The sequence below is a fragment of the Duganella sp. Root198D2 genome, from assembly GCF_001428585.1.
Taxonomy (GTDB): Bacteria; Pseudomonadota; Gammaproteobacteria; order Burkholderiales; family Burkholderiaceae_D; genus Rugamonas.
This window is the reverse complement of the sequence record NZ_LMIC01000002.1, coordinates 487,271-507,866: the sequence shown is the minus strand read 5'-3', so window position 1 is coordinate 507,866 and position 20,596 is coordinate 487,271. Positions and strand designations below refer to the sequence as shown.

The 20,596-nt window shown below is 63.2% G+C and carries 19 protein-coding genes; 7 read left to right on the top strand and 12 right to left on the bottom strand.

Annotated elements, in window-relative coordinates; all coding sequences use genetic code 11:
• Positions 1-162: 162 nt before the first annotated feature.
• From ASE26_RS05085 to ASE26_RS05075, 3 genes are read left to right on the top strand one after another with little or no spacing between them, the layout of a single operon-like run.
• Positions 163-1,146 (top strand): hypothetical protein, encoded by a 984-nt coding sequence (locus ASE26_RS05085; protein ID WP_156409872.1) that lies wholly within the window; start codon positions 163-165, stop codon positions 1,144-1,146.
• A gap of 30 nt (positions 1,147-1,176) precedes the next feature.
• A complete protein-coding gene (locus ASE26_RS05080; RefSeq protein WP_055932569.1) occupies positions 1,177-2,220 on the top strand; it encodes an AI-2E family transporter in 1,044 nt (347 codons plus the stop codon).
• Positions 2,221-2,229: 9 nt separating this feature from the next.
• Positions 2,230-2,781, top strand: coding sequence for a heme NO-binding domain-containing protein (locus ASE26_RS05075; RefSeq protein ID WP_055932572.1), 552 nt, complete (start codon positions 2,230-2,232; stop codon positions 2,779-2,781).
• Here ASE26_RS05075 and ASE26_RS05070 read toward each other — a convergent pair.
• The 7 genes from ASE26_RS05070 to ASE26_RS05040 form a co-directional block, all read right to left on the bottom strand.
• Positions 2,778-3,563 carry an ABC transporter substrate-binding protein gene (locus ASE26_RS05070; protein ID WP_055932575.1) on the bottom strand — a complete coding sequence of 262 codons (786 nt, stop codon included), beginning with the start codon at positions 3,561-3,563 and terminating at the stop codon, positions 2,778-2,780. The two genes, ASE26_RS05075 and ASE26_RS05070, sit on opposite strands and share 4 nt — an antisense overlap.
• 1 nt (position 3,564) lies before the next feature.
• Positions 3,565-4,902, bottom strand: coding sequence for a hemolysin family protein (locus ASE26_RS05065; RefSeq protein ID WP_055932578.1), 1,338 nt, complete (start codon positions 4,900-4,902; stop codon positions 3,565-3,567).
• A gap of 88 nt (positions 4,903-4,990) precedes the next feature.
• Positions 4,991-6,448 (bottom strand): efflux transporter outer membrane subunit, encoded by a 1,458-nt coding sequence (locus ASE26_RS05060; RefSeq protein WP_055932581.1) that lies wholly within the window; start codon positions 6,446-6,448, stop codon positions 4,991-4,993.
• A gap of 12 nt (positions 6,449-6,460) precedes the next feature.
• Positions 6,461-7,579: an ABC transporter permease gene (locus tag ASE26_RS05055; RefSeq protein WP_055932584.1), complete on the bottom strand. Its 1,119-nt coding sequence runs from the start codon at positions 7,577-7,579 to the stop codon at positions 6,461-6,463.
• 7 nt (positions 7,580-7,586) lie between these two features.
• Positions 7,587-8,729 carry an ABC transporter permease gene (locus ASE26_RS05050; RefSeq protein WP_055932587.1) on the bottom strand — a complete coding sequence of 381 codons (1,143 nt, stop codon included), beginning with the start codon at positions 8,727-8,729 and terminating at the stop codon, positions 7,587-7,589.
• A complete protein-coding gene (locus tag ASE26_RS05045) occupies positions 8,726-10,498 on the bottom strand; it encodes an ATP-binding cassette domain-containing protein (protein ID WP_057245695.1) in 1,773 nt (590 codons plus the stop codon). Before ASE26_RS05045 ends, ASE26_RS05050 begins: the two co-directional genes overlap by 4 nt.
• 2 nt (positions 10,499-10,500) lie before the next feature.
• Positions 10,501-11,496 (bottom strand): HlyD family efflux transporter periplasmic adaptor subunit, encoded by a 996-nt coding sequence (locus tag ASE26_RS05040; RefSeq protein WP_057245708.1) that lies wholly within the window; start codon positions 11,494-11,496, stop codon positions 10,501-10,503.
• Between the two features lie 77 nt (positions 11,497-11,573).
• Here ASE26_RS05040 and ASE26_RS05035 point away from each other — a divergent pair, with 77 nt between their 5' ends.
• The gene (locus ASE26_RS05035) at positions 11,574-12,251 is read left to right on the top strand and encodes a TetR/AcrR family transcriptional regulator (RefSeq protein ID WP_055932593.1); all 678 of its coding nucleotides are present in this window, start codon (positions 11,574-11,576) and stop codon (positions 12,249-12,251) included.
• Here the strand turns inward: ASE26_RS05035 and nhaR are convergent.
• The gene (nhaR, locus tag ASE26_RS05030) at positions 12,205-13,095 is read right to left on the bottom strand and encodes a transcriptional activator NhaR (RefSeq protein ID WP_057245694.1); all 891 of its coding nucleotides are present in this window, start codon (positions 13,093-13,095) and stop codon (positions 12,205-12,207) included. The genes ASE26_RS05035 and nhaR overlap by 47 nt on opposite strands.
• Positions 13,096-13,195: 100 nt before the next feature.
• On the opposite strand from nhaR, the gene ASE26_RS05025 reads away from it, so the two are divergent.
• The 3 genes from ASE26_RS05025 to ASE26_RS05015 all read left to right on the top strand — a co-directional run bounded on the left by ASE26_RS05025 (position 13,196) and on the right by ASE26_RS05015 (position 16,133).
• Positions 13,196-14,236: a DUF475 domain-containing protein gene (locus ASE26_RS05025; RefSeq protein ID WP_055932599.1), complete on the top strand. Its 1,041-nt coding sequence runs from the start codon at positions 13,196-13,198 to the stop codon at positions 14,234-14,236.
• 4 nt (positions 14,237-14,240) lie between these two features.
• On the top strand, positions 14,241-14,939 hold the full coding sequence (locus ASE26_RS05020; protein WP_057245693.1) for a TIGR00266 family protein: 699 nt from the start codon (positions 14,241-14,243) through the stop codon (positions 14,937-14,939).
• A gap of 204 nt (positions 14,940-15,143) precedes the next feature.
• Entirely contained in the window at positions 15,144-16,133 is a 990-nt protein-coding gene (locus ASE26_RS05015) for a hypothetical protein (protein ID WP_229208110.1), read from the top strand.
• A gap of 4 nt (positions 16,134-16,137) precedes the next feature.
• On the opposite strand, the gene ASE26_RS05010 is transcribed toward ASE26_RS05015, so the two are convergent.
• From ASE26_RS05010 to ASE26_RS04995, 4 genes are read right to left on the bottom strand one after another with little or no spacing between them, the layout of a single operon-like run.
• A complete protein-coding gene (locus ASE26_RS05010) occupies positions 16,138-18,468 on the bottom strand; it encodes a CPBP family intramembrane glutamic endopeptidase (RefSeq protein WP_055932608.1) in 2,331 nt (776 codons plus the stop codon).
• Positions 18,465-19,199: an ABC transporter ATP-binding protein gene (locus ASE26_RS05005; RefSeq protein ID WP_055932611.1), complete on the bottom strand. Its 735-nt coding sequence runs from the start codon at positions 19,197-19,199 to the stop codon at positions 18,465-18,467. The genes ASE26_RS05010 and ASE26_RS05005 overlap by 4 nt, the downstream gene beginning before the upstream one ends.
• Entirely contained in the window at positions 19,196-19,867 is a 672-nt protein-coding gene (gene lepB / locus ASE26_RS05000; protein ID WP_055933509.1) for a signal peptidase I, read from the bottom strand. The genes ASE26_RS05005 and lepB overlap by 4 nt, the downstream gene beginning before the upstream one ends.
• A 50-nt stretch (positions 19,868-19,917) precedes the next feature.
• Positions 19,918-20,595 carry a helix-turn-helix transcriptional regulator gene (locus ASE26_RS04995; RefSeq protein ID WP_057245692.1) on the bottom strand — a complete coding sequence of 226 codons (678 nt, stop codon included), beginning with the start codon at positions 20,593-20,595 and terminating at the stop codon, positions 19,918-19,920.
• Position 20,596: the final 1 nt, after the last annotated feature.

Sequence of the window (20,596 nt, the reverse complement as noted above, 5' to 3'; positions counted from 1 at the left end):
AAACACGCTGAACAGCGAAACGGAGGCGGAACCACTGACACTGAAACAAGCAGCTTGAATTATCAAATTAGGCGACAACTAGCTTGAAAATTTCCGGAGTGGGGACTAGAACTGCAAAGCAAGGATGACTCCGCTAACTGGCAACAGGCTCACGAGGTGCTTGTGCCTACCAGTTTGACAATTCCGACCAACCGAAAAGTCAGGCTACCCTATGAATTTGCGCAAGCAACATGTCAATTCATTCAGCAAGAGTATGAAACGTGGGTCGGAACCATTGCAGAGTCGAAGTCCGATGCAGGCGTGATGCCTTCTGTTCACTATTCGTTGCAGTTGCGAGAGATCTCGGAGATTCGTCAGGAAATAATTTGCTACGATTTCGCCCACCATGGCATGGAGAGGGATAAGCAGAATGTGCAGAAATTGGAGCAGCAAAAGGTCTCATTTCTGACAGGTAGCTATGCGCGATTCCATTGGCAAGCGGAGTTCAAAGTCAACAGTGAGCCAGCCCTTCGAATTTTCTTCGATGCGACTGACATCCCTCAAGGAAAGGGTATTTCCGCTATTCTCGAGCTAAATATCGCAAACGCTCAGTTATTGATGATGCAACTGCGTCAGATCTCGAAGCTTGCGATCGACTCGTTGGAGGTCGACAATTTTTGTACTGCCTTGTTGCGGCAATTAAAGGAGCCTGAAGAGGATTATCCCAATTATCTGACGGAGACGTTCGGCGGGTTGCGAGCGCCGGCCTACCTTAAGGAGCAAGAAGTTAAAGGTGGCGAGGTCGCAAAGAACGCTAACTCAAAAAAATACTATGGCGTATGTCACGATACTATCGAGGCCGAACTTGAGCATATGCTCGACAAGAATGATCCTAAGACCCACCTGATTTGGGCTATAGCACATGACGGTTGTCTACTGGTCGGTCTTGATCTGGAGGGAGTTGGTCATCCTAGTCTGACCGCTTTTAAGCCGGCTCGAATCGCAGGTGAGTTGTGGAGGACCGAAGAAGGGTGGCGAATTAACTCTAGCTCGGGGCGATACAGTAGGGATTACCCAAACAGTCAACAGCTATTGGCTAATGCGTTGGAAAAATTCCAAATGATTTTTTACCGATCACGAGACCAGATCACATCCTATGTCAAGTAAGACAATTCGCATTTCCTGATAAGCTAAGGCATGGAACAACGATTTCAGCCCTATAGCCGCCTGGCAGCCATTGTCTTCCTCGTCATTGGCTGCCTTTACGTCCTGCGCCCCTTCCTGGCCGGCATCCTGTTTGCCGCCGCCATCGCCATTTCCTCCTGGCCCCTGTACCAACGCCTGCTGGCGCGCCTGAAAGGCCGCCGCACCCTTGCCGCGGCCGTGATGACGGTGTCGCTGGTGTTGATCATCGTCTTGCCGCTGACGCTGGTGACCTGGAATATCGCCGACAGCGTGACCCACTTCTATCGTGGCGCGCGCCAGGCGCTCGATGCCGGCGGCTTTGAACCGCCAGCCTGGCTGCGCCAGTTGCCGATGGTGGGGGAGGTGGCCGATTCCTACCTGCGGCAGATCATGAGCAGCAAGGAAGAGCTGCTGGCGGTCGCCAAGAAGTATGTGGAACCGGCCCGTAATATCCTGCTCAACAGCGGCATCGTGCTCGGCGCCGGCGTGGCGCAGGTCAGCCTGGCCGCCTTTGTTTCCTTCTTCCTTTACCGCGACGGCCATAACATCGTGGCTGCCCTGGAAGTGGGCATGGACAAGATCATGGGCGAGCATGCGGTCGAAGTGGCGGAAACTGTCAGCCGCACCGTTACCGGAGTGATGTACGGCATGCTGGGCACGGCCCTGGCGCAAGCGGCGGTGGCTGCGGTGGGCTTCCTGATCGCGGGCGTGCCCGCGGTCGCCCTGCTGTCCGTGGCAACCTTCATTTTCTCGCTGGTGCCGGTGGGGCCGCCGCTGATCTGGGGCGGCGCCTCGATCTGGCTGTTCTCGCAAGGGATGACCGGCTGGGGCATCTTCATGCTGGTCTACGGCACGGTCGTTATCAGCGGCGTGGATAACGTGGTCAAGCCGATCCTGATCTCGCGCGGTTCCAGCCTGCCTTTTGCGCTGGTGCTGCTTGGCGTGATGGGCGGCGTGCTGGCCTTCGGCTTCGTCGGCCTGTTCATCGGCCCGACCCTGCTGGCGGTGGCGCTTGGACTGCTCAGGAACTGGAGCAAGGTCAAACCAGTCGTTTAGGAGGGCACCATGAAGGGCATCGTGTTCACCGAGTTCATGGAGTTGGTTGAAGGCCGCATGGGCCTGGAGATGCTGGACCGGATCATCACCGAGGCCGGGCTTGCCAACGATGGCGCCTACACTTCGGTGGGCACCTACGATCATGCAGAGCTGGTGCGGCTGGTGCAGGCGCTGTCCAATGCCAGCGGCATCGGCGTGCCGCAGTTGATCCATATGTTCGGCGAGCACCTGTTCCAGCGCTTCAGCGTCAGCTACCAGGCGCTGTTTGCCGATACCCGCAGCGCCTTCGATTTCCTGTCACGCATCGACGATGTGATCCACGTAGAAGTGCGCAAGCTGTATCCGGACGCCGAATTGCCGTCGCTGCCTTGCGAGCGTCCTTCGGCGGACAGGCTGGTGATGCATTACAGTTCCCCGCGCGGATTTGGCGACCTGGCGGAAGGCCTGATTGTAGGCTGCATCAAGCACTTCGGTGAAAACATCACGGTCACGCGTACCGACCTGCCCAAGGAAGGCCTGCTGCATCGCGCGCGCTTCGAACTGGTCAGGCAGGCAGCTTAGCGCACCACCATGGCCAGCGCCCGTTCGGGACTGGTATGCCGTTCCATGATGGACTTGACGGTGCCGTCTTCGCGCATGGCGCGCAGGGCCTGTTCGAGCCTGCTGGCCGACGTGTCGGCGACCAGGCGGGAGATCACCAGCGAGCCCTGTACGTTTTCGCGCGGAACCAGGTCCAGCACGCGGAATTGGCTGCGCAACTGGTCGTCGCGGTACAGGGCGTCGATATTGCTGCTTAACTGGAGGATTGCCTGCACGCGGCCATACTGGAACAGCCGCAGCAGCGTAGCGTAGTCGGGAGTGTCATACACGCGGCCCTGCTTGCGCAGGCGCTCAAGCCAGGCATCGTAGGTGGTGCCATGCTTGAAGCCTTTGATGACGGCGACTTTCAGTTCCGGCCGCGCCGCGAATTGTTCCAGCGTGGCGGCGTGCCGTGCCGCCTCGTTGCGCAGCAGTAGCATGTTGCGCGACTGAAGGTAGGGTGTAAAGCGCGCAAAGCCTTCGCGCTCGGGCGTGGAAATGCCGGACATGGTCATGTCCAGGGTGCCTTCCTTCAGCATGGTCCAGATACGGATGCGCGAGTCGCGCGTCATGCGCAGTTCGCAGCCGGTGCGGCGTGCCAGCTCTTCGACGATGTCCTTGTCGATGCCGGCCCATTGCTCGCCGCTGCGGTAGTACAGGGTGCCGTGTTCGTACATGGCGACCGTGTACGGGCCGCAGGAAGCCGCTTCGGCGCTGCCGGCAAGGCAGGCCGCAGCGGCAATCAGGATACTGCGCAGTAGCATATCAATCCTGTTCGTCGGAATCCGGCGGCAGGTTACGCGGGATTACCTTTACCAACAGTATACGCGGGCCATTCATCTTTTTCACGACCAGGTCGAAAGCGTCGAATTCCACCCGCTGGCCCTGTTTCGGGATGTCGCCGAGCTTCAGCATGATCAGGCCACCGACCGATTCCACTTCGCCCAGGCCCATCTCTTCATTCTCGATATCGACGCCGAGGATGCGTTCCAGCGAGAAGATCGGCAGGCTGGCCTTGCCGATCAGCGAACCATCGGTCTGCCGCAGCCAGTCGTTCTCGTTGAGGCGGAATTCATCGTGAATCTCGCCGACCATGGCGCCCAGCAGGTTGTCCAGCGTGAGGAAGCCCACCGGGCGCTTGCCTTTTTCGCCGATCAGGGCAAAGTGCGGCGCGCCGTCCTTGAAGCGGCGGAACAGTTCCAGGGCCGGTGTGCGGGCCGAGATGGTCTCGACCGGACGCAGGAAGCCCGACAGGTTTTTCAGTTCCTTGCGCGATTGCAGGGCAAAGAACAGGTCTTTCAAGTGCACCACGCCCAGCACGCTGTCGCCTTCTTCATCGAAGTAGGGATAGCGGCTGAAGCGATTGCGTACCACGGTGTCCAGGTTCTCATCCATCGAGCGGTCGGCGTGCAGTGCGATCACTTCGTTGATGGGGCGCATCAGGTCGGCTACGCGCAGTTGCGAGAAGTCCAGCGAGTTGGCCAGGATGTTGCGCTCGTCCTTGTTGAAGGATTCGCCGGGTTGGCTGGTGCGCAGGATCAGCTTCAGTTCATCAGTCGAGTAGTGCGACTCGTGGCCGCCGGCGTTGCCCAGTCCGGCCAGGCGCAGCACTGCGTTGGCGCTCTGGTTCAGCAGCCAGATGGCAGGGTACATGGCCCAGTAGAAGGCGTACAGCGGGATGGCGCTCCACAGCGCGACCGCTTCCGGAAGGCGGATAGCCAGCGATTTAGGCGCCAGTTCGCCCACCACGATGTGCAGGAAGGAGATGGTGACGAAGGCGAACACGAAGGAAATGCCGTGCACGATTTCCGGCGATGTGATGCCGATGAATTTGAGCAGGGGTTCCAGCAGTCCGGCAAATGCAGGTTCACCGACCCAGCCCAGGCCGAGCGAGGCGAGCGTAATGCCCAATTGGCAGGCGGACAGGTAGGCATCGAGCTGGCCGTGGACCTTGGCGAGGATGCGGCCGCGCAGGCCCTGGGTCTTTTCGATGGCACGCACGCGGGTGCGGCGCAGGGTGACGATGCTGAATTCGGCGGCGACGTAGAAGCCGTTCAGTGCTACGAGGAAGAGTGCGAAAATTACTAGTAAGAGGTTGTCCATATGCGCCCTAAGGCGGAGAGTCAAAAACCTCTATCTTATCCGACCCGGGGCACACCTCGCGCAATTCTGACAATTTCTTGTCAGAAAGTTATGGCTGCGGAGCCAATCCGCTGGCCTTGCAGATCGCCAGCAGGCGGAGCGCCAGCTCGCTGTCGCTGGCTGTGCGCTCGCGCTGGATGGCGAGCAGGGCGCGCTGCGCTTGCAGTGCCGGCAGCTCGTCGCTCATGCCGCGGCGCGCGCGGGCAGCGACCAGTTCCAGCGTGGAGCGGGCACTGGCTTCCCTGGCTGCGAGCGCTTGCCGGCGCCCGCGCGCGGCGGCATAGGCGGAAAGGGCGTCATCCATTTCGTGCCACGCTTTCAGGACCGTTTTCTGGAAATGGATGGCCGCTTCCTGTTCTTCCAGCTTGCGCAGTTCGACCGTTGCACGGCGGCGGCCATTGTCGAAAATCGGCAGTTGCAGGCTGGGGCCGAGCGACCATTGGCGGCTGCCCCAGTCACCGAACTTTCCGGTGTCAACCGATTCAAGGCCGAGCGACAGGCCAAGGGTGATGCGGGGATAGAGGTCGGCCACTGCCACGCCGATCCGCGCCGTTGCTGCCTGCAGGCGCGCTTCCGCGGCCTGGATGTCCGGGCGATGGCGCATTATCTCGCCCGGTACGCCGAGTGCCAGATCAGGCCCGCCTGGGGCGGCCGCGCCTTGCTGCGCTGTCAGTTGCTCCTGCAGCGCACCGGGCGGCTTCGCCAGCAGCATTGTCAGCCGGTTGGCGGCGGCGGCTTCCTGCTCGAGAAATGCCGGCGCGCGGCCTTCCAGTTCGGCGAGGGCCGCCTGCTGCTGCTCGACCTCGAGGCCGGTAGCAAGTCCGCCGCGCTGGCGCGCTGTCGCCAGCGCCGCCATGTCGCGTGCCGCAGCCAGGTCGGCCCGCAGCAATTCCTGCTGGCGCTGGGCTGCGCGCAACTCGTAGTAATTGCGCGCCACTTCGAGCTGCACTGCCAGCTGCACGTCGCGCAGGATGGAGCTGGCCTCCGCCATGCCGGCGTCCGCAGCCTGCACGCTGCGCCGCACCCGGCCCCACAGGTCCAGCTCCCAGGCGGCATCGAAGCCGGCCTGGTACAGCGCGAAGGGATCGCTGAGTTTTTCAATCAGGGCATCCCGGTTGGCAGGCGCGATCGCATCAACCATGCGCGTTCCCGCGCCGGACTCGGACTGGCGCTGCCGGGTGGCGCCGGCATGGGCGCTGAGTTGCGGGCCATGCGCGCCGGCCGCCACGTTGCGTGCCATCCGGCTCTGCGCAAATCGCAGCGCGGCCGCCCGCACGTCGAAACTGGCGGCCAGCGCTTGCTGCTGCAAGCTGTTCAATACAGGATCGTCGAAGCGGGCAAACGACTGCGCCGTACCGGCGGCCAGGCCTGTTTCGCGCAAAGCCGGCGCTCCGCCATGCCAATCGCCATAGGCTGCGGGCGCCTGCACGGCCGGTTCGCGGTAATCCGGCCCCACCGCGCAAGCAGCCAGCGACAGGCAAAACAGGGAGAGTGTGAGCAGTTTCATGATGTTTCCAGTTCAGGCGAGGCGGTGGCGGAACAGCCATGCCGCCAGCGGCAGCGTTATGAGGGCAATCAACACGAGCGGCACCATATTCGGCCACAGCGTGCCGAGACCGGCGCCTTCGAGATAAATCCGCTGCACCATGTCGATGGCAAAGCGCAGGGGATTCGCCGTGGTCACGATCTGCAGCACTTCCGGCATGTTACGCACCGGCGTGGTGAGCCCGGATAGCAGCATCATCGGCATCACCAGCACGAAGGTGTACAGCATGGCCTGCTGCATGTTCAGCGACACAGCCGAAATCGACAGGCCGATGCCGACGCTGGCAATCGTGAACAGCGTCAGGCCGGCGTAGATGGAAAGCAGCGACCCCGCCATCGGTACGCCAAACCACAGCCGCGTGACCAGCAGGATCAGCGTCGACTGCAGCAGCCCGATCATGATGGGCGGCAGGGCCTTGCCGAGCATGATGTCGATGGGCGTCAGCGGGGTGACCAGCAACTGGTCGAAAGTGCCTTGCTCGCGCTCGCGCGCCACCGAAAGAGCCGTCAGCAGCAAGGTTTGCAGCATGCTTAAGGCTGCGATCATGCCCGGCATCAGGTACCAGCGCGTTTCCAGGTTCGGGTTGAACCAGGCGCGCGATTCAATGCGCAGTGCAGGCTGGGCGCCGCCGTGCTTTTCGCGCCATGCGCGGTTGAAGTCGGCCACGACCGCGCCGATATACGCAGCAGCCGAGCCGGCCGTGTTGGAATTGCGCCCGTCCAGCACTATTTGCAGGGGCGCCGCGTCGCCCGCATACAGGCGACGCTCGAAGTCGACCGGAATGCTGATGGCGAGCAGCGCCTTCTCGCTGTCGATCGCCGCGCGCAGCGCTCCTTGCGTTTCGACGATGAGCGTGCGGCGGAAGGTGCCGCCGGCATCCAGCCTGGCCAGCAGTTCGGCGGCGGCCGCGCTATGGCTGGCGTCATTCAGGGCATACGGCACATAGGTCAAATCATAGGTTGCGGCGTAGCCAAACAACAGGCTTTGCACGATAGCCGGCACCACCAGGATGAAGCGGCTCTTCGGGTCCTTGAGCACGGCCAGGAATTCCTTGCGGACGATGACGGCAATGCGGCGGAAGAAATTGATCATGACAGCCTCAGTCCAGTCGTTTGCGGGTGACCGCGCGGGCGATGCCGAGTAACAGCACGGCGTAGGCGGCAAGGATGGCGCAGTTGCGCAGTATCAGCGGCCATACGTTCCCGGCCAGGAACAGGGTCTTCACCAGTTCCATGAAATAGGTCGCGGGCAGGATGCGGCCGACGACCTGCACCGCCACCGGCACATTGCGCAGGTCGAACAGGAAGCCGGACAGCATCAGCGAAGGCATGAAGCTGCTGACCAGGGCCAGCTGGCTGGCCAGGAACTGGTTCTTGGTGGCGGAAGAAATCAGCAGGCCCATGCCGACTGCCACCACCAGGTACAGCATGGAGGCGAAGATGATGACCAGCAGCGAACCCTGCATCGGTACCTTGAACAGGAAGCGGGCTGCGGCCAGGCACAGGAACAGGCCCATCATGCCGACGCAGAAATAGGGGATGACTTTGGCCAGGAGGATTTCGACCGGCCGCACCGGCGTGACGAATAGCGCTTCCAGCGTGCCGCGCTCCCATTCGCGCGCCATCACCAACGCAGTGAGGAAGGCGCCTACCAAGGTCATGATCAGTACGATCAGGCCGGGCACCAGGTACCAGGTGCTGGTGTTGGCGCTGTTGTACCACATGCGCTGTTCGATGCGTACGGCGCCGTTGGCGGGCAGGGCGTCGGGACGGGCCGCGCCCGCCTGGCGTTCGGCGCGGCGGGCATCCCACTGCCGTAGTGCGCCGCTGGTGTAATTCAGGATGATGCCGGCGCGGTTGGCTTCCGCGCCGTGCACGATGATTTGCACGGCGGCGCCGCCCGCTGCAATGTCGCGCGTGAACGTGGCCGGGATGCGGACGATGGCGTCCACGCGGCGCTCGCGCATCAGGGCTTGGGCGTCGTGCATCGAGGCTACTGGCAGAGCGGCAAACGAAGGGGACAGGCTGAAGCCTGCCACCGCCTCCTGCGCGGTGGGCGAGCTGTCTTCCATCACGATGGCGATGGGCGCGTTCTTGACGTCCAGCGACAGGCCGTAGCCGAAGATCAGGATCAGCACGATCGGCAGGGCGATGCCGATTGCCAGATTCGATGCGTCGCGCAGCAGCTGGCGGAACTCCTTGCGTACCAGCGCGGCGAGGCGGGAGCGGAAGCCGCTGTTCATCGTGCGCCTCCGCTGCGGTTCTTTTCGACGATGGCGATGAAGGCGTCTTCCATATTGCCGGCATCGCCCGCTTGTGCCCGGACTTCGCGCGGGGTGCCGATAGCGAGAAGCTTGCCGGCGTCCTGGATGACGATGCGGTCGCAGTATTCGGCTTCTTCCATGAAGTGCGTGGTCACCACGATGGTGACGCCCTGTTCCGACAGGCTGGTGATGCGGCGCCAGAATTCGCGCCGCGCCAGCGGATCGGCGCCGCTGGTCGGTTCGTCCAGGAAGAGTACTTCCGGTTCGTGCAGCAGGCCGGTGGCCATCGCCAGGCGTTGCTTGAAGCCGCCCGGCAATTGGCCGCTCGGCATATGTTCCTGTCCGCGCAACTGGAACTCTTCCAGTACCTGGCTGGTGCGCTGTTGCAGGCGCTTGCCGTACAGGCCGTAGGCGCCGCCGAAGAAGTCGAGGTTTTCCTGCACGGTCAGGTTGCCGTACAGGGCGAATTTCTGCGAAACGTAGCCGACTTTTGCGCGCGCTTGCGCGCGGGCGTGGCGCAGGTTGACGCCTGCCACTTGCAGGAAGCCGGAGCTGGCGGGAAGAAGTCCGCACAACATGCGGAAGGTGGTGGTCTTGCCGGCGCCGTTTGGGCCCAGCAAGCCGAAGATCTCGCCGCGGGCGACGCTGAAACTGGTGCTTGCCACAGCCGTGAAGTCGCCGAATTTCCGCACCAGGTCGCGCACCTCAATCATTGCCTCCCCGCCGTCCGCCACCCCGCCAGCGGCTACGCTTGCGCCGTGCTGCACCAAAGCCGCGCTGCCGCCTTGCGCGGCCCTGGCCGGCGCAACCTTCGCTGCCTGCAGCAGCATCATGAAGCCATCTTCCAGCCGCGCGGGCACGGGCGTGACCGGCAAGCCATCCAGCAGTTGCCCAATCGCGCCATCCGCAGCATCCGCCCGGCGGATGAACCGCACATGCCCGCCTTCCGGCACCGCATCGACCACGACTTCACGGGCATCGATCAAACGCGCCTGCAACGTCCGCGCCGACTCGCCGGCGCGCGGCATGGCCGTAAAGCTCAAGCCTTCGGCACGAGAGCGCAATTCAGCCGGCGCGCCCGATGCCAGCAAGCGCCCTTCATGCATGACAAACACCTGCTGGCAGCGCTCGGCCTCGTCCATGTAGGAGGTGCTGACAATCACCGACAGCCGTTCCTCATCCACCAGCTGCTGCACGATCTCCCACAGCTCGCGCCGCGACAAAGGATCGACGCCAACCGTGGGCTCATCGAGCAGCAGCAACTCCGGCAGGCGCACCAGCGTGCAAGCCAGGCCAAGCTTCTGCTTCATCCCCCCGGACAGCTTGCCCGCGGGGCGCGCAGTGTAGCGCGCCAGGTCGGTCATATGCAATAGCCGCGCGAAACGCTGGCGCCGCACGTCCGCCGGCACACCATGCAAGTCCGCGTACAGGTCCATGTTCTCCTGCACGCTCAAGTCCTCGTACAGGCCAAAGCGCTGCGGCATGTAGCTGATGCGGTCCTGCACCTCCTGGGGGCGCGCCGCGACATCGACACCCAGCACCGACAAGCTGCCGCCGCTTGGCGCCAGCAGACCTGCCGCCATGCGCAGCAAGGTAGTCTTCCCCGCACCGTCCGGCCCGACCAGTGCGGTCAGTGCACCGGAAGCCACCTCCAGCGACACCTCGCGCACCGCCTCCACCGGGGCCGGTGCACCTTTGACGATGAAGTGGCGGCTCAGGCCACGGCCGCTTAAGACTGCCGAATCCATGATCAGTGCCCGACCGCGATCCGCACGGTGGCCGGCATCCCCATGCGCAGCACGTCGGCCTTATCTTCGGCCAGCACGCGCACCTCGTAGACGAGGGCCGTACGCAGCTCCTCGGTCTGCACGGACTTCGGCGTGAATTCTGCCGCCGAGGAAATGTAGCCGACCTTGCCCGGCAGCGTTTTGCCGGGCTGGCTGTCGATCGAAATGCTGGCGGCCCCCCCTGGTTTGATGCGCCCCAGGTCGGCCTCGCGCACGTAGGCGCGAACCCACTTTGGATCGGCAATCGCCAGCGTATAGACAGGGCGCTGTGGAGAGGCCATGTCGCCGGCCTCCATCAGGCGCGCACGCACCACCGCGTTGACCGGCGCCTTCAGCGAAGCTTCGCCGAGCTGGTATTGCAGCAGCGCGATCGCCGCATTGCCGGCATCGAGCTGTGCCTGCGCCTGTGCGATATCCTCGCGGCGCGACCCATGCCGGGCCAGTTCCTGCCCCTGGCGTGCCTGCTCCAGCGCGGCCTGCGATGACCTGGCGCGGGCGCGGGCGGCATCGGCGTCTTGCTGGCTGACGGCGCGGCCATTGCTATCCTTTTGCACAGCCACGATGCGATCCAGCTGCTGGCGCGCGAGATCGGCCTCCGCCTGCGCCGCACTGGTGCGGGCGCGCGCTTGCGCCAGCTCTTCCGGCCGCGTGCCGGCCTTCAGGCGAGCCACAACTTGCTGTTGTGCCGCCGCCTGCGCTTCGGCCTCCGCCAAACGCAAACGCAGGCCCCGCGTATCGAGTTCCGCCAGCACCTGGCCGGCCTGCACTTGCTGGCCTTCCTCCGCCAGCACGCGCGCAACGCGTTCGCTGGCAGGGAAGGCGAGTGCCACCTGCCGCAGGTCGACGTTGCCGTACAGGACAAGCTCCTTCTCATTCGGCGCCGGGCGGCTCCAGTACCAGGCGCCAGCCGCGATAGCCGCTGCGGCAATAATGGCAATTCCAACAAGCTTTTTGTTCATGGCAGAACCTCCTGCGGAAAATTCTACATCAAATTCAAATTTGGATTTGAATTTATTTTCGTCGTACAATGCGAGCCATGCAAAAAAAGACAGCTCCCCGTGCCAATCGCCAGGACGGCGACGCCACCCGCCAGGCACTTCTTGACGTAGCGGGGCAGGTGTTCGCCGAACGCGGTTTTGCCGACGCCACCAGCAAGGAAATCTGCGCCCGCGCCGGCACCAATATCGCTGCCGTCAATTATCACTTCGGCAGCCGCGGCGCGCTATACGAAGCTGTGCTGGTGGAGGCGCACCATCATTTGCTCAAGCTTGAGGATATGCAGGAAATTACCGCGCGCGACATGGCTGCGCGCGACAAGCTGCGCGTTATTTTGCGCAGTATCGTGCTGCGCGCCACCGGTGCGGACGCGCACTGGGGGGCACGCGTGGTAATTCGGGAACTGATGTCGCCCACCGAGCATGCGCCGGCCCTGGTGCAAAAAGCCATCGCGCCCAAGGCGATGGTCATGCTCGGGCTGGTGTGTGAAATCATCGGCCTGCCGCCCACCACGCCCGGCCTGCAGCGGGCCCTGTTCCTGCTGATGTCGCCCTGCCTGGCGCTGCTGGTGGCCCCGCGTGAAATGCGTACCAAGCTGTTTCCCGCGCTGGGCGAGGATGCCGAGGGCCTGGTCGACGATATGATGACCTACGCCGGCGCGGGCCTCGACGCTATCGCTGCGAAATACTCAGCATCGCCTCGACCACCGGGTGGCTGATGCGCCGCTCGCTGGAAATGGCATAGAACTGCTCCTGCAGTTCCGACGCCGGCCCCACCGGCAGCGCGCCGAACTGCTCCAGCATATCTTCGGCGAGTGCCGCCGGTGCAAAGAACAGCCCCATGCCGCTGCGGCCGAAGGTATTCAGCATCGCGCTATCTTCGAACTCACCGACCACGTCGGGCCGCACGCCCTGTTCCAGCAGCCAGGCGTCGATACGGCCGCGCAGCGCGGTATTGCGCGTTGGCAGCAGGATCGGGGCGCCATTCAGGCTCTCGGGGAAGTCCTTGCCGTACTTGCGCGCCAGCGCCCGCACGCCGAACAACTGCATTTCACTTTCACCCAGCAGGTGGCTGAACACCTTGAGCGATGCGCTGGCGCGCACCGGGCGGTCGGTCAGCACCACATCCAGCTTATGCAGCGCCAGTTCCGCCAGCAGGGCATCGAACTCGCCCTCGGTGCAGACCAGGCGCACCGGCGTGTCGGGCGGCAGCGCCGCCTGCAGGTAGTGCGCCGCGATCAGTTTGGGCATGGAGTCCGAAATGCCGACGGTCAGGCGGATCTTGCCGGCATCGACCTCCTCGAGCGCCTCCTGCATCCGGTCGCCCAGCTGGAAGATCTGCTCAGCATAGGTCAGCGCCACCCGTCCCGCCTCGGTCGGCACCAGGCGGCGGCCCTGCTGGGTCAGCAGTGACTTGCCAATTGACTGCTCCAGGGCGGCAATCTGTGTGCTGACCGTCTGGATGGCTAAGCCCAGCCGGTCGGCGGCCCGGGTAACGCTGCCCTCGGCGGCGACCATGCGGAAGAAGTAAAGGTGGCGGAAATTCAGGCCCGTGGTTTTCATGTTTCTATTTTTACGAAGTAATACTTCGATTATCTTCTATTTTTAAAAAGCCGTGCCGCCCTTAGACTGGCCAGACTTATCAACAAGAAAGGGTCAACCGATGAAGCACTTCAGGTTTTCATTCCTGGTCTCCTTCATCTGTCTTGCTGTGGCAGGCTGGTGGGGGTACCAACAAACAGGCGTAAGCGGCGCCCTGGCGGCCCTGTGGATCGCCTTTATCCTGAGCGTGATGGAAGTCTCGCTCTCCTTCGACAACGCAGTTGTCAATGCCTCCGTCCTGAAAAACTGGGACGAATTCTGGCAAAAGCTGTTCCTTGGTGTCGGCATCATCATCGCGGTATTCGGCATGCGCCTGGTATTCCCGCTGGTGATCGTGGCGGTGGCGGCAGACCTCAGCATCCCCGACGTGTGGACGCTGGCCTTGAACGACCCGAAAGCCTTTTCGACCCACCTGACCAACCACCACGCTGAAGTGGCGGCATTTGGCGGCATGTTCCTGCTGATGGTGTTCCTGAACTTCATCTTCGACCATGAAAAGCAGATGCACTGGCTGGGCAATGTGGAGCGCAAGCTGGGCGCGCTGGGCAAGGTGTCTTCGATTGCCATCATGATTTCGATGGGCGTGCTGCTGGGTAGCCTCAGCATCGTTGAAGAATCGCAGAAGTTCATCGTGCTGGCAGCAGGCATGTGGGGCTTGCTGACCTACGTCGGCGTGGATGCGCTCTCCACCTGGATGGAAAAAGGGGAAGAGGGCGGCGTAAATGCCGGTGATCTGGTCAAGCGCGGCGGTGTCGGCGGCTTCCTCTACCTGGAAGTGCTGGATGCTTCGTTCTCCTTCGACGGCGTGATCGGCGCCTTCGCGATCACCAGCGACGTCGTGATCATCATGCTGGGCCTGGCCATTGGCGCGATGTTCGTACGCTCGATGACGGTCTACCTGGTGCACAAGGGCACGCTCGAAGAGTATGTCTACCTGGAGCACGGCGCGCACTACGCGATCGGCATCCTGGCGGTGATCATGTTGGCGAGCATGAAGTTCCATATTCCGGAAGTGATTACCGGCCTGATTGGTGTGGCATTTATCGTGGCATCGCTGTGGTCTTCGATCCGCCATAAAAAGCTTGAAATGAAGGGAGCTTGAGACTATGACGACTTTTAAAGTAACCGGGGATATCGATCCCTTCCTGCAGGTGTCGATGAAGCAGGGCGAGCGCATCTTCTGCGAATCGAATGCGATGGTGATGATGGATTCCACCCTCGAACTGAAAGGCAAGATGCGTGGCGGCCTGGGCGGCGCCCTGATGCGCTCCCTGGCGAACGGCGAGTCCTTCTTCCAGCAGAACATCGAAGCCACTGGCGGCGACGGCAACTGCCTGCTGTCGCCCAACCTGCCGGGTGCGATGCGGGTGCTGGAGGTCGGCGAGCGCCAGTACCTGATCAGCGACGGCGCCTTTGTCGCAGCCAGCAGCGGCATCGACCTGCGGGTGCGTACCCAGAACGTCGGCAATGCGCTGTTTGGCCAGAGCGGCGGCTTCTTCATCACCGAATCGACTGGCGCCGGCCAACTGGTGGTGTCGGGCTTCGGCGCGCTGCATGAAGTCGACGTGGAGCCCGGCAAGGAAGTTGTGATCGACAACGCCCACGTGGTGGCCTGGGACAGCGCCCTGCGTTACGAGATGGCAGTGGCGACCCGCTCCGGCGGCGGCTTGTTCGGCAACCTGGTCAACTCGGTGACCAGCGGCGAAGGCATGGTGCTGCGCTTTTCCGGCCGCGGCAAGGTGCTGATCTGCTCGCGCAACCGTGAAGCTTTTGTGGCCTGGATGATGTCGCACCAGGGCCGCTAATACGATTTACCTCCGTTGACGCCCCCATGGCGTTCTTCTTTGCGGTGGTCCTGGAAACAGGCCACCGTTTTTTTTGCCTGTCATCGCCAATTCATATTTGCTTGCTACGTTGTGCTACGCCACCACCCACACACGGAGATCAATCAGATGCAAAGCGCTACGACATGCAGGATCGCAAAATTCATCTCGGGATGCGCCTTCAGTTTGCTGAGCGCGCAATCGATGGCGGTCACCTACGTCGCCTGGCCGACCAGCACCACCGTGGCCGCGGCCGACCAGGCCAGCACCTTCGGGGAAAACTTGAGCGGTCTTTTCTACCAGCCTGCTGCGGCATCGAATCCAGCCGTATTGTGGGCTGTTCAGAACTCGCCCTCCAAGCTGTACAGCCTCACGTGGAATGGCAGCAACTACGTCAAGAACACAAACAACAGCTGGGCCAGTGGCAAGACCTTGCGTTATCCGAACGGCAGCGGCGCACCGGATGCGGAAGGCGTGACCATGGCTGAACTGAATTCGCCTGCGCTGTATGTAGCCTCGGAGCGTGATGGCAGTGGATCGAGCCGCCTGAGCATCCTGCGCTACGACACCAGTGCCGCCGGCACCACCCTGAAAGCGAGCAACGAGTGGAACCTGACGGCCGACCTGCCCAAGGTCGATTCCAATGCCGGCCTGGAGGCCATTACCTGGGTGCCTGACAGCTACCTGCAGGCGAGCCAGTTCACCGACGAGAACACCCGCCTCCCCTACGATCCTGCGAATTACCCGTCGCACGGCACCGGCTTGTTCTTCGTCGGCCTGGAAGCTAACGGACAAATCTACGCCTATGCGCTGAACCAGTCCGGCTCGAGCTACGTGCGCATTGCTTCGTTCGTGAGCGGCCAGTCGCAGGTCATGGACCTGGCGTTCGATCGGGACAACAACATCCTGTGGGCTGCCTGCGACAACAACTGCAGCGGCAAGACGACCCTCTTGTCCGTCGATACCGCAGTGGGCTCTCCAACCAAGGGCAAGTTCGTTGTACGCAAGGGCTACAATCGGCCAGGCTCGATGTCCAATATGAACAACGAGGGTATTGCGATTGCTCCTGAATCGGAATGCATCAATAAGCTGAAGACGTTCATCTGGGCAGACGATGGGGAAGATAACAACCACGCGCTGCGACGCGGGACGATTTCCTGCGGGCCGCTGTTCTGACGCTTTAAAGCTGTATAGCGAGCATGCCGGCGTTATACAGGGCGTGCGTCAGCATGGGGGCCAGCAGCGACCTGCTGCGTTCCGCTGCAATTGCGGTGCACAGGCCCAGCACGAAGACCGGCGCCATTGCCAGCGGCGGATGGATGACCGCAAACAGCGCGGCGCTGGCGGCCATCGCCTGCCAGGCCGGCAGAGAGCGGCGCAGGCCGCCGAAAACCTGGCCGCGGAAGATGAACTCTTCAAACACCGGCGCCGCCAGCACGGCAAGGGGCGCCAGCCACATCAGGGCGACTGGCGGCGCGGCGCTTGGCACGGCGCCAAAGTGGCGCAGGATGGACAGCCATAGGACGCCGCCTGCCAGCGCAGGCAGCGCCATCAGCAGGCCCCATCCTGTGGCGCTGCGCCAGGCCGTCTTCCACTCCCCCAGCCACAGGCGCGGTACGCCGCTGGTCCCGCTGCGCCAATACAGCAGGCGCGCCAGCGCGTAGACCAGCGCGCCGGAAATGGCGAAGGACAGCGTCGCTGTCGGCAGCGAAGCAGGCTTGCCGGCCAGGTATAGCACGCCGGCCGCCAGCAATTGCAGCAGGAAGAACATGATTGCCGCCATGATGCCGTCCGAGGCGCAAACGCGCGGCGGCGGCGAAGCAGTTGGATCGAGCAGGTATGGAAGTGAGTCGCGTGCGCGCTGCCACAGCGACAGGGCCAGGGCTGCCAGCAGCACGATGGCTGCCAGGCGCACATGCCATGCGCGGGTGTTGAGGGCGTAGGTATAGAGCGACGACAGGATCAGGTAGGCGTAGGCGAAGGTGGGCCGTACGCGGGCATGCATGTCCTGCGCCAGCGGGTCGCTGGCCCATACTCCCAGCGCAACGGCAATCGCCGCGAAAATCGGGATGCCGGCCACCACCAGGACGAGCTGCGAGAGCAGGCGCCCATCGGCCGGCACGCCAAAGCACAGTCCCATCGCGAATACGCCCAGGGGATAGACCAATGCCAGCACCGACCATAGCTGCGCCTTCTCGGCCAGCATGCTGCCGATGCTTTTCGGATAGGTGTAGAGCAGCCACAATGCATGGCCCTCGGTATTGACGGTCTGGAAAGCCGACAGCATCAGCACATAAGCTCCCAGGCCGAAGGCGACGGAAGACAGCAGCGCCGGATCGCTGATGAACTGGCCCATATTCTTCACCTGGCCATTCAGTACCAGCTGGCTGCCGAAGATAATCAAGGGGATCAGCAGGCTTTGCACCAGGAAGTTGCGGTCGCGGCTCAGCAATCGCAGCTCGCGCCGTTGCAGCGCTGAGCCAAATACCCAGCCGGCGAAGGCGGGACGCGCGCCGCCACGGCCTGTTTCGCGCGAACCGGTAGCGACCACGCCATCGGCCAGCAAGGCATTCAGCAGGCGCAAGCCAAGCCACAGCAGGAAGGCGGCTTGCGCCGCCAGCAGGGCGCCGTAGCCAAGGCCATGGAATGTATCGCGCGCGTTCATGGCCTGCAGCGCCAGGCCGGGAGGCGCCCACAAGGTCCACGCCGGGAATTGCGCGGCCCATTCCAGCGTCAGCGTGGCGGTCGGCATGGCGAGCGACATGGCCAGGTACATCAGCGGCATGCTGGCGACGGAAGCGATGGCCTGCAGGTTGCGCAGCTGCGACGGTGCGAGGCGCAGGCGCAGGCCGGTGTCGGCCACCGTGCGCAGCGTGGCGGCGCAGGCCAGCAAAGGAAAAGTGCATGCGGCGGCCAGGAATGGCGTGCTCCAGCGGTAGCCGGAATGCCAGGCGATCGCCATGCACATCGGCCATAGGGCCAGGATGCCGGAGGGATTGGCCAGCGTCCGCTCGGCAATGCGCGCCAGCAGCAAGGTGCGGCGTTCCAGCGGCAGCGTGACCAGCCACTCCAGGTCCCAGTCCGGCTGCGCCAGTTCCTTGCTCCCCAGCGGCAGCAGGAAGGCGATGCCGAACAGCAGGGTGGCCTGCATCACGGCCGCCTGCATCAGCACGGGATGGAAGGGCGCTGCCTGCAATTCCCTGCGCGCCTGGCGCATGGCGGCGCGCGGTGCGGCGTCCGATTCGGCGGCGATGCATTCGCTGCCGGTAGGCAGGCGGCACTGCATGTTCAGCAGCGAAGTGCTGGCGGTATTCAGGAAGGCGAACAGCATGAAGGCCGACAGCACGAAGGTCACCAGCCAGCGCGCGTTCTTCTTGCCGCGCGTGGGTGCGCGGCTGGGACCCAGCCAGCCTTTGCGGAAGCGCAGGGCATTGCCGATGTTCAGGAGCCGCAACAGCCGCAGGCGTGCAAGCAGCCAGAATGCACGCGGGGCGCTGGGCAGGTCCATCATGCGGCCAGGCTGTCTTCGTCGGTGAATTTGAGGAAAAGCTCTTCCAGCGTGCTGTTGTCACTGCTGGCGCCGCGCAGTTCTTCCAGCGAGCCGGTGGCGACCAGGGCGCCGCGGTTGATGATGCCGACGCGGTTGCACATGCGCTGCGCCATGTCGAGCAGGTGGGTGGAAACGAAGATGGTCTTGCCGGCGGCGGCGCTGGCGACCAGGCGGTCCTGCACTTCGCGTGCGGCGCGCGGATCGAGGCCGTTGATCGGCTCGTCCAGGATCAGCACGGCGGGATCGTGCACCAGGGCGCAGGCCAGGCCCAGCTTCTTCTTCATGCCCATCGAATAGTTGACGGCGAATTCTTCGCTCACGTCCTGCAGGCCGAATTCCTGCAGCATTTGCGCCGCGCGTTCGATGGCGGCCTTGCGCGGCATGCCGTGCATCTCGGCCACGAACTGCAGGATTTCGCGCCCGCGCAGGAAGTCGTAGAAGATGGGGTTATCCGGCAGGTAGCCGACGTGGCGCTTTACTTTGGCGGCATCGGCCTGGCAATCAAGGCCGTCGACCAGCACGCGGCCTGCGCTGGGCACCAGGATGCCCATCATCATGCGGATGGTAGTGGTCTTGCCCGCGCCATTTGGTCCAAGGAAGCCGAACACTTCGCCGCGCTGCACCGCCAATGACAGCGGCTGCACGGCGGGAAAGTCGCCGTAGTGTTTGGCCAGTCCCTGGAATTCGATCATGGCCGCAAGCTCATGCCGATGCGTTCCGTGCGCGGCGCCCAGTTGCCCAGGATGTCGGCGGACACCAGCACGCGCTCGGCGCGGCCGATCAGCAGCTTGCGCGGCACGAAGCCGATGAAGCGTGAATCGCGGCTGTTGTTGCGGTTGTCGCCCAGCATCAGGTAGCTGTCGGCCGGCACGGTGACGGGGCCGAAATCGCGTTTGGCATCGACTTGCGGCAGCACCTGGATGCTGTAGCTGGCGCTGGCATTGTGCTCCTTCAGTTGCAGCGCTTCCAGGTCGCCCACCTTGTCGATATGTTCGGTGGCGTTGCCCAGCACTGCATATTCGGAAGTCTTGCCGTTGATGATCAGGTGCTCGCCGCGGATTTCAACGCGGTCGCCGGGCAGGGCGGCGATGCGTTTGATCAGGCGGGTGCGGTCTTCCGGGGAGAAGAAGGTGACCACGTCGCCGCGCTGCGGTTCGCCAAGGTGGCTGACGGAGATATCGGTCAGCGGCACTTTCAGGTCGTAGGCGATGCGGTTGACGAAGACCACGTCGCCTTCCAGCAGGTTGGGGTGCATGGAGGCGGACGGAATCGGGTTCCAGTCGGCGATGGCGGTGCGGAACACGCCCAGCGTCAGCAGGAAGACGATGAAGCCCTTGTTTTCACGTATGAGTTTTTTCACGACCGGTGTCTCCATCTTGGTTCAGGAAACTGCATCATCTTATCAAAACCTTAAGCGCTGCTTAGACCGAAGGCGGCCAGCATCTGGCGCTGCCCTTTGGGCGGTACTTGCAGCGCGCGGCTGTCGAGGTCCTGCTCGACCCAGCCGCGTTTCAGGGCCAGTTGCAGCAGGGCCGCACCGAGCGCCCCGCCGAGGTGGGGCTTGCGTTCGCTCCAGTCCAGGCAAGGGCAGGCGAAACGGCGCCGCATCTTGCGCAGGGCGGGCAGGTCCAGCCCAAGCTGCGCGAATTGCTGCTCGCCCGCGGCGCTCAACTCGTATCCATCGCTGGCTTCCGCCAGCCAGCCCTGTGCCGCGAAATGATCGTGCAGGCTGACTGCGACCGTGCCGGCCATGTGGTCGTAGCAGGTGCGCGCGTTGCGCAGGCGGTCCGGCGTGTTGGGCTTGAACTCACTGCGAGGCAGGCCGGCGACCACCAGCAAGGCTTCCAGCGCGCTGGCTACTTCCTGGCTGGCGAGCTGGTAGTAGCGGTGCTTGCCTTGCGCGAGTTGCACCAGCAATTGCTCATCCTTCAGGCGTGCAAGGTGGGCGCTGGCGGTGGAGGGGCTTACTTCGGCTACAACGGACAGCTCCGTGGCGGTGCGGGCATGTCCGTCCAGCAGGGAGCACAGCATGCGGGCGCGGGCGGGTTCGGCGATGGCGCCGGCAATGTTGGCAAGCTTGGAATCCATA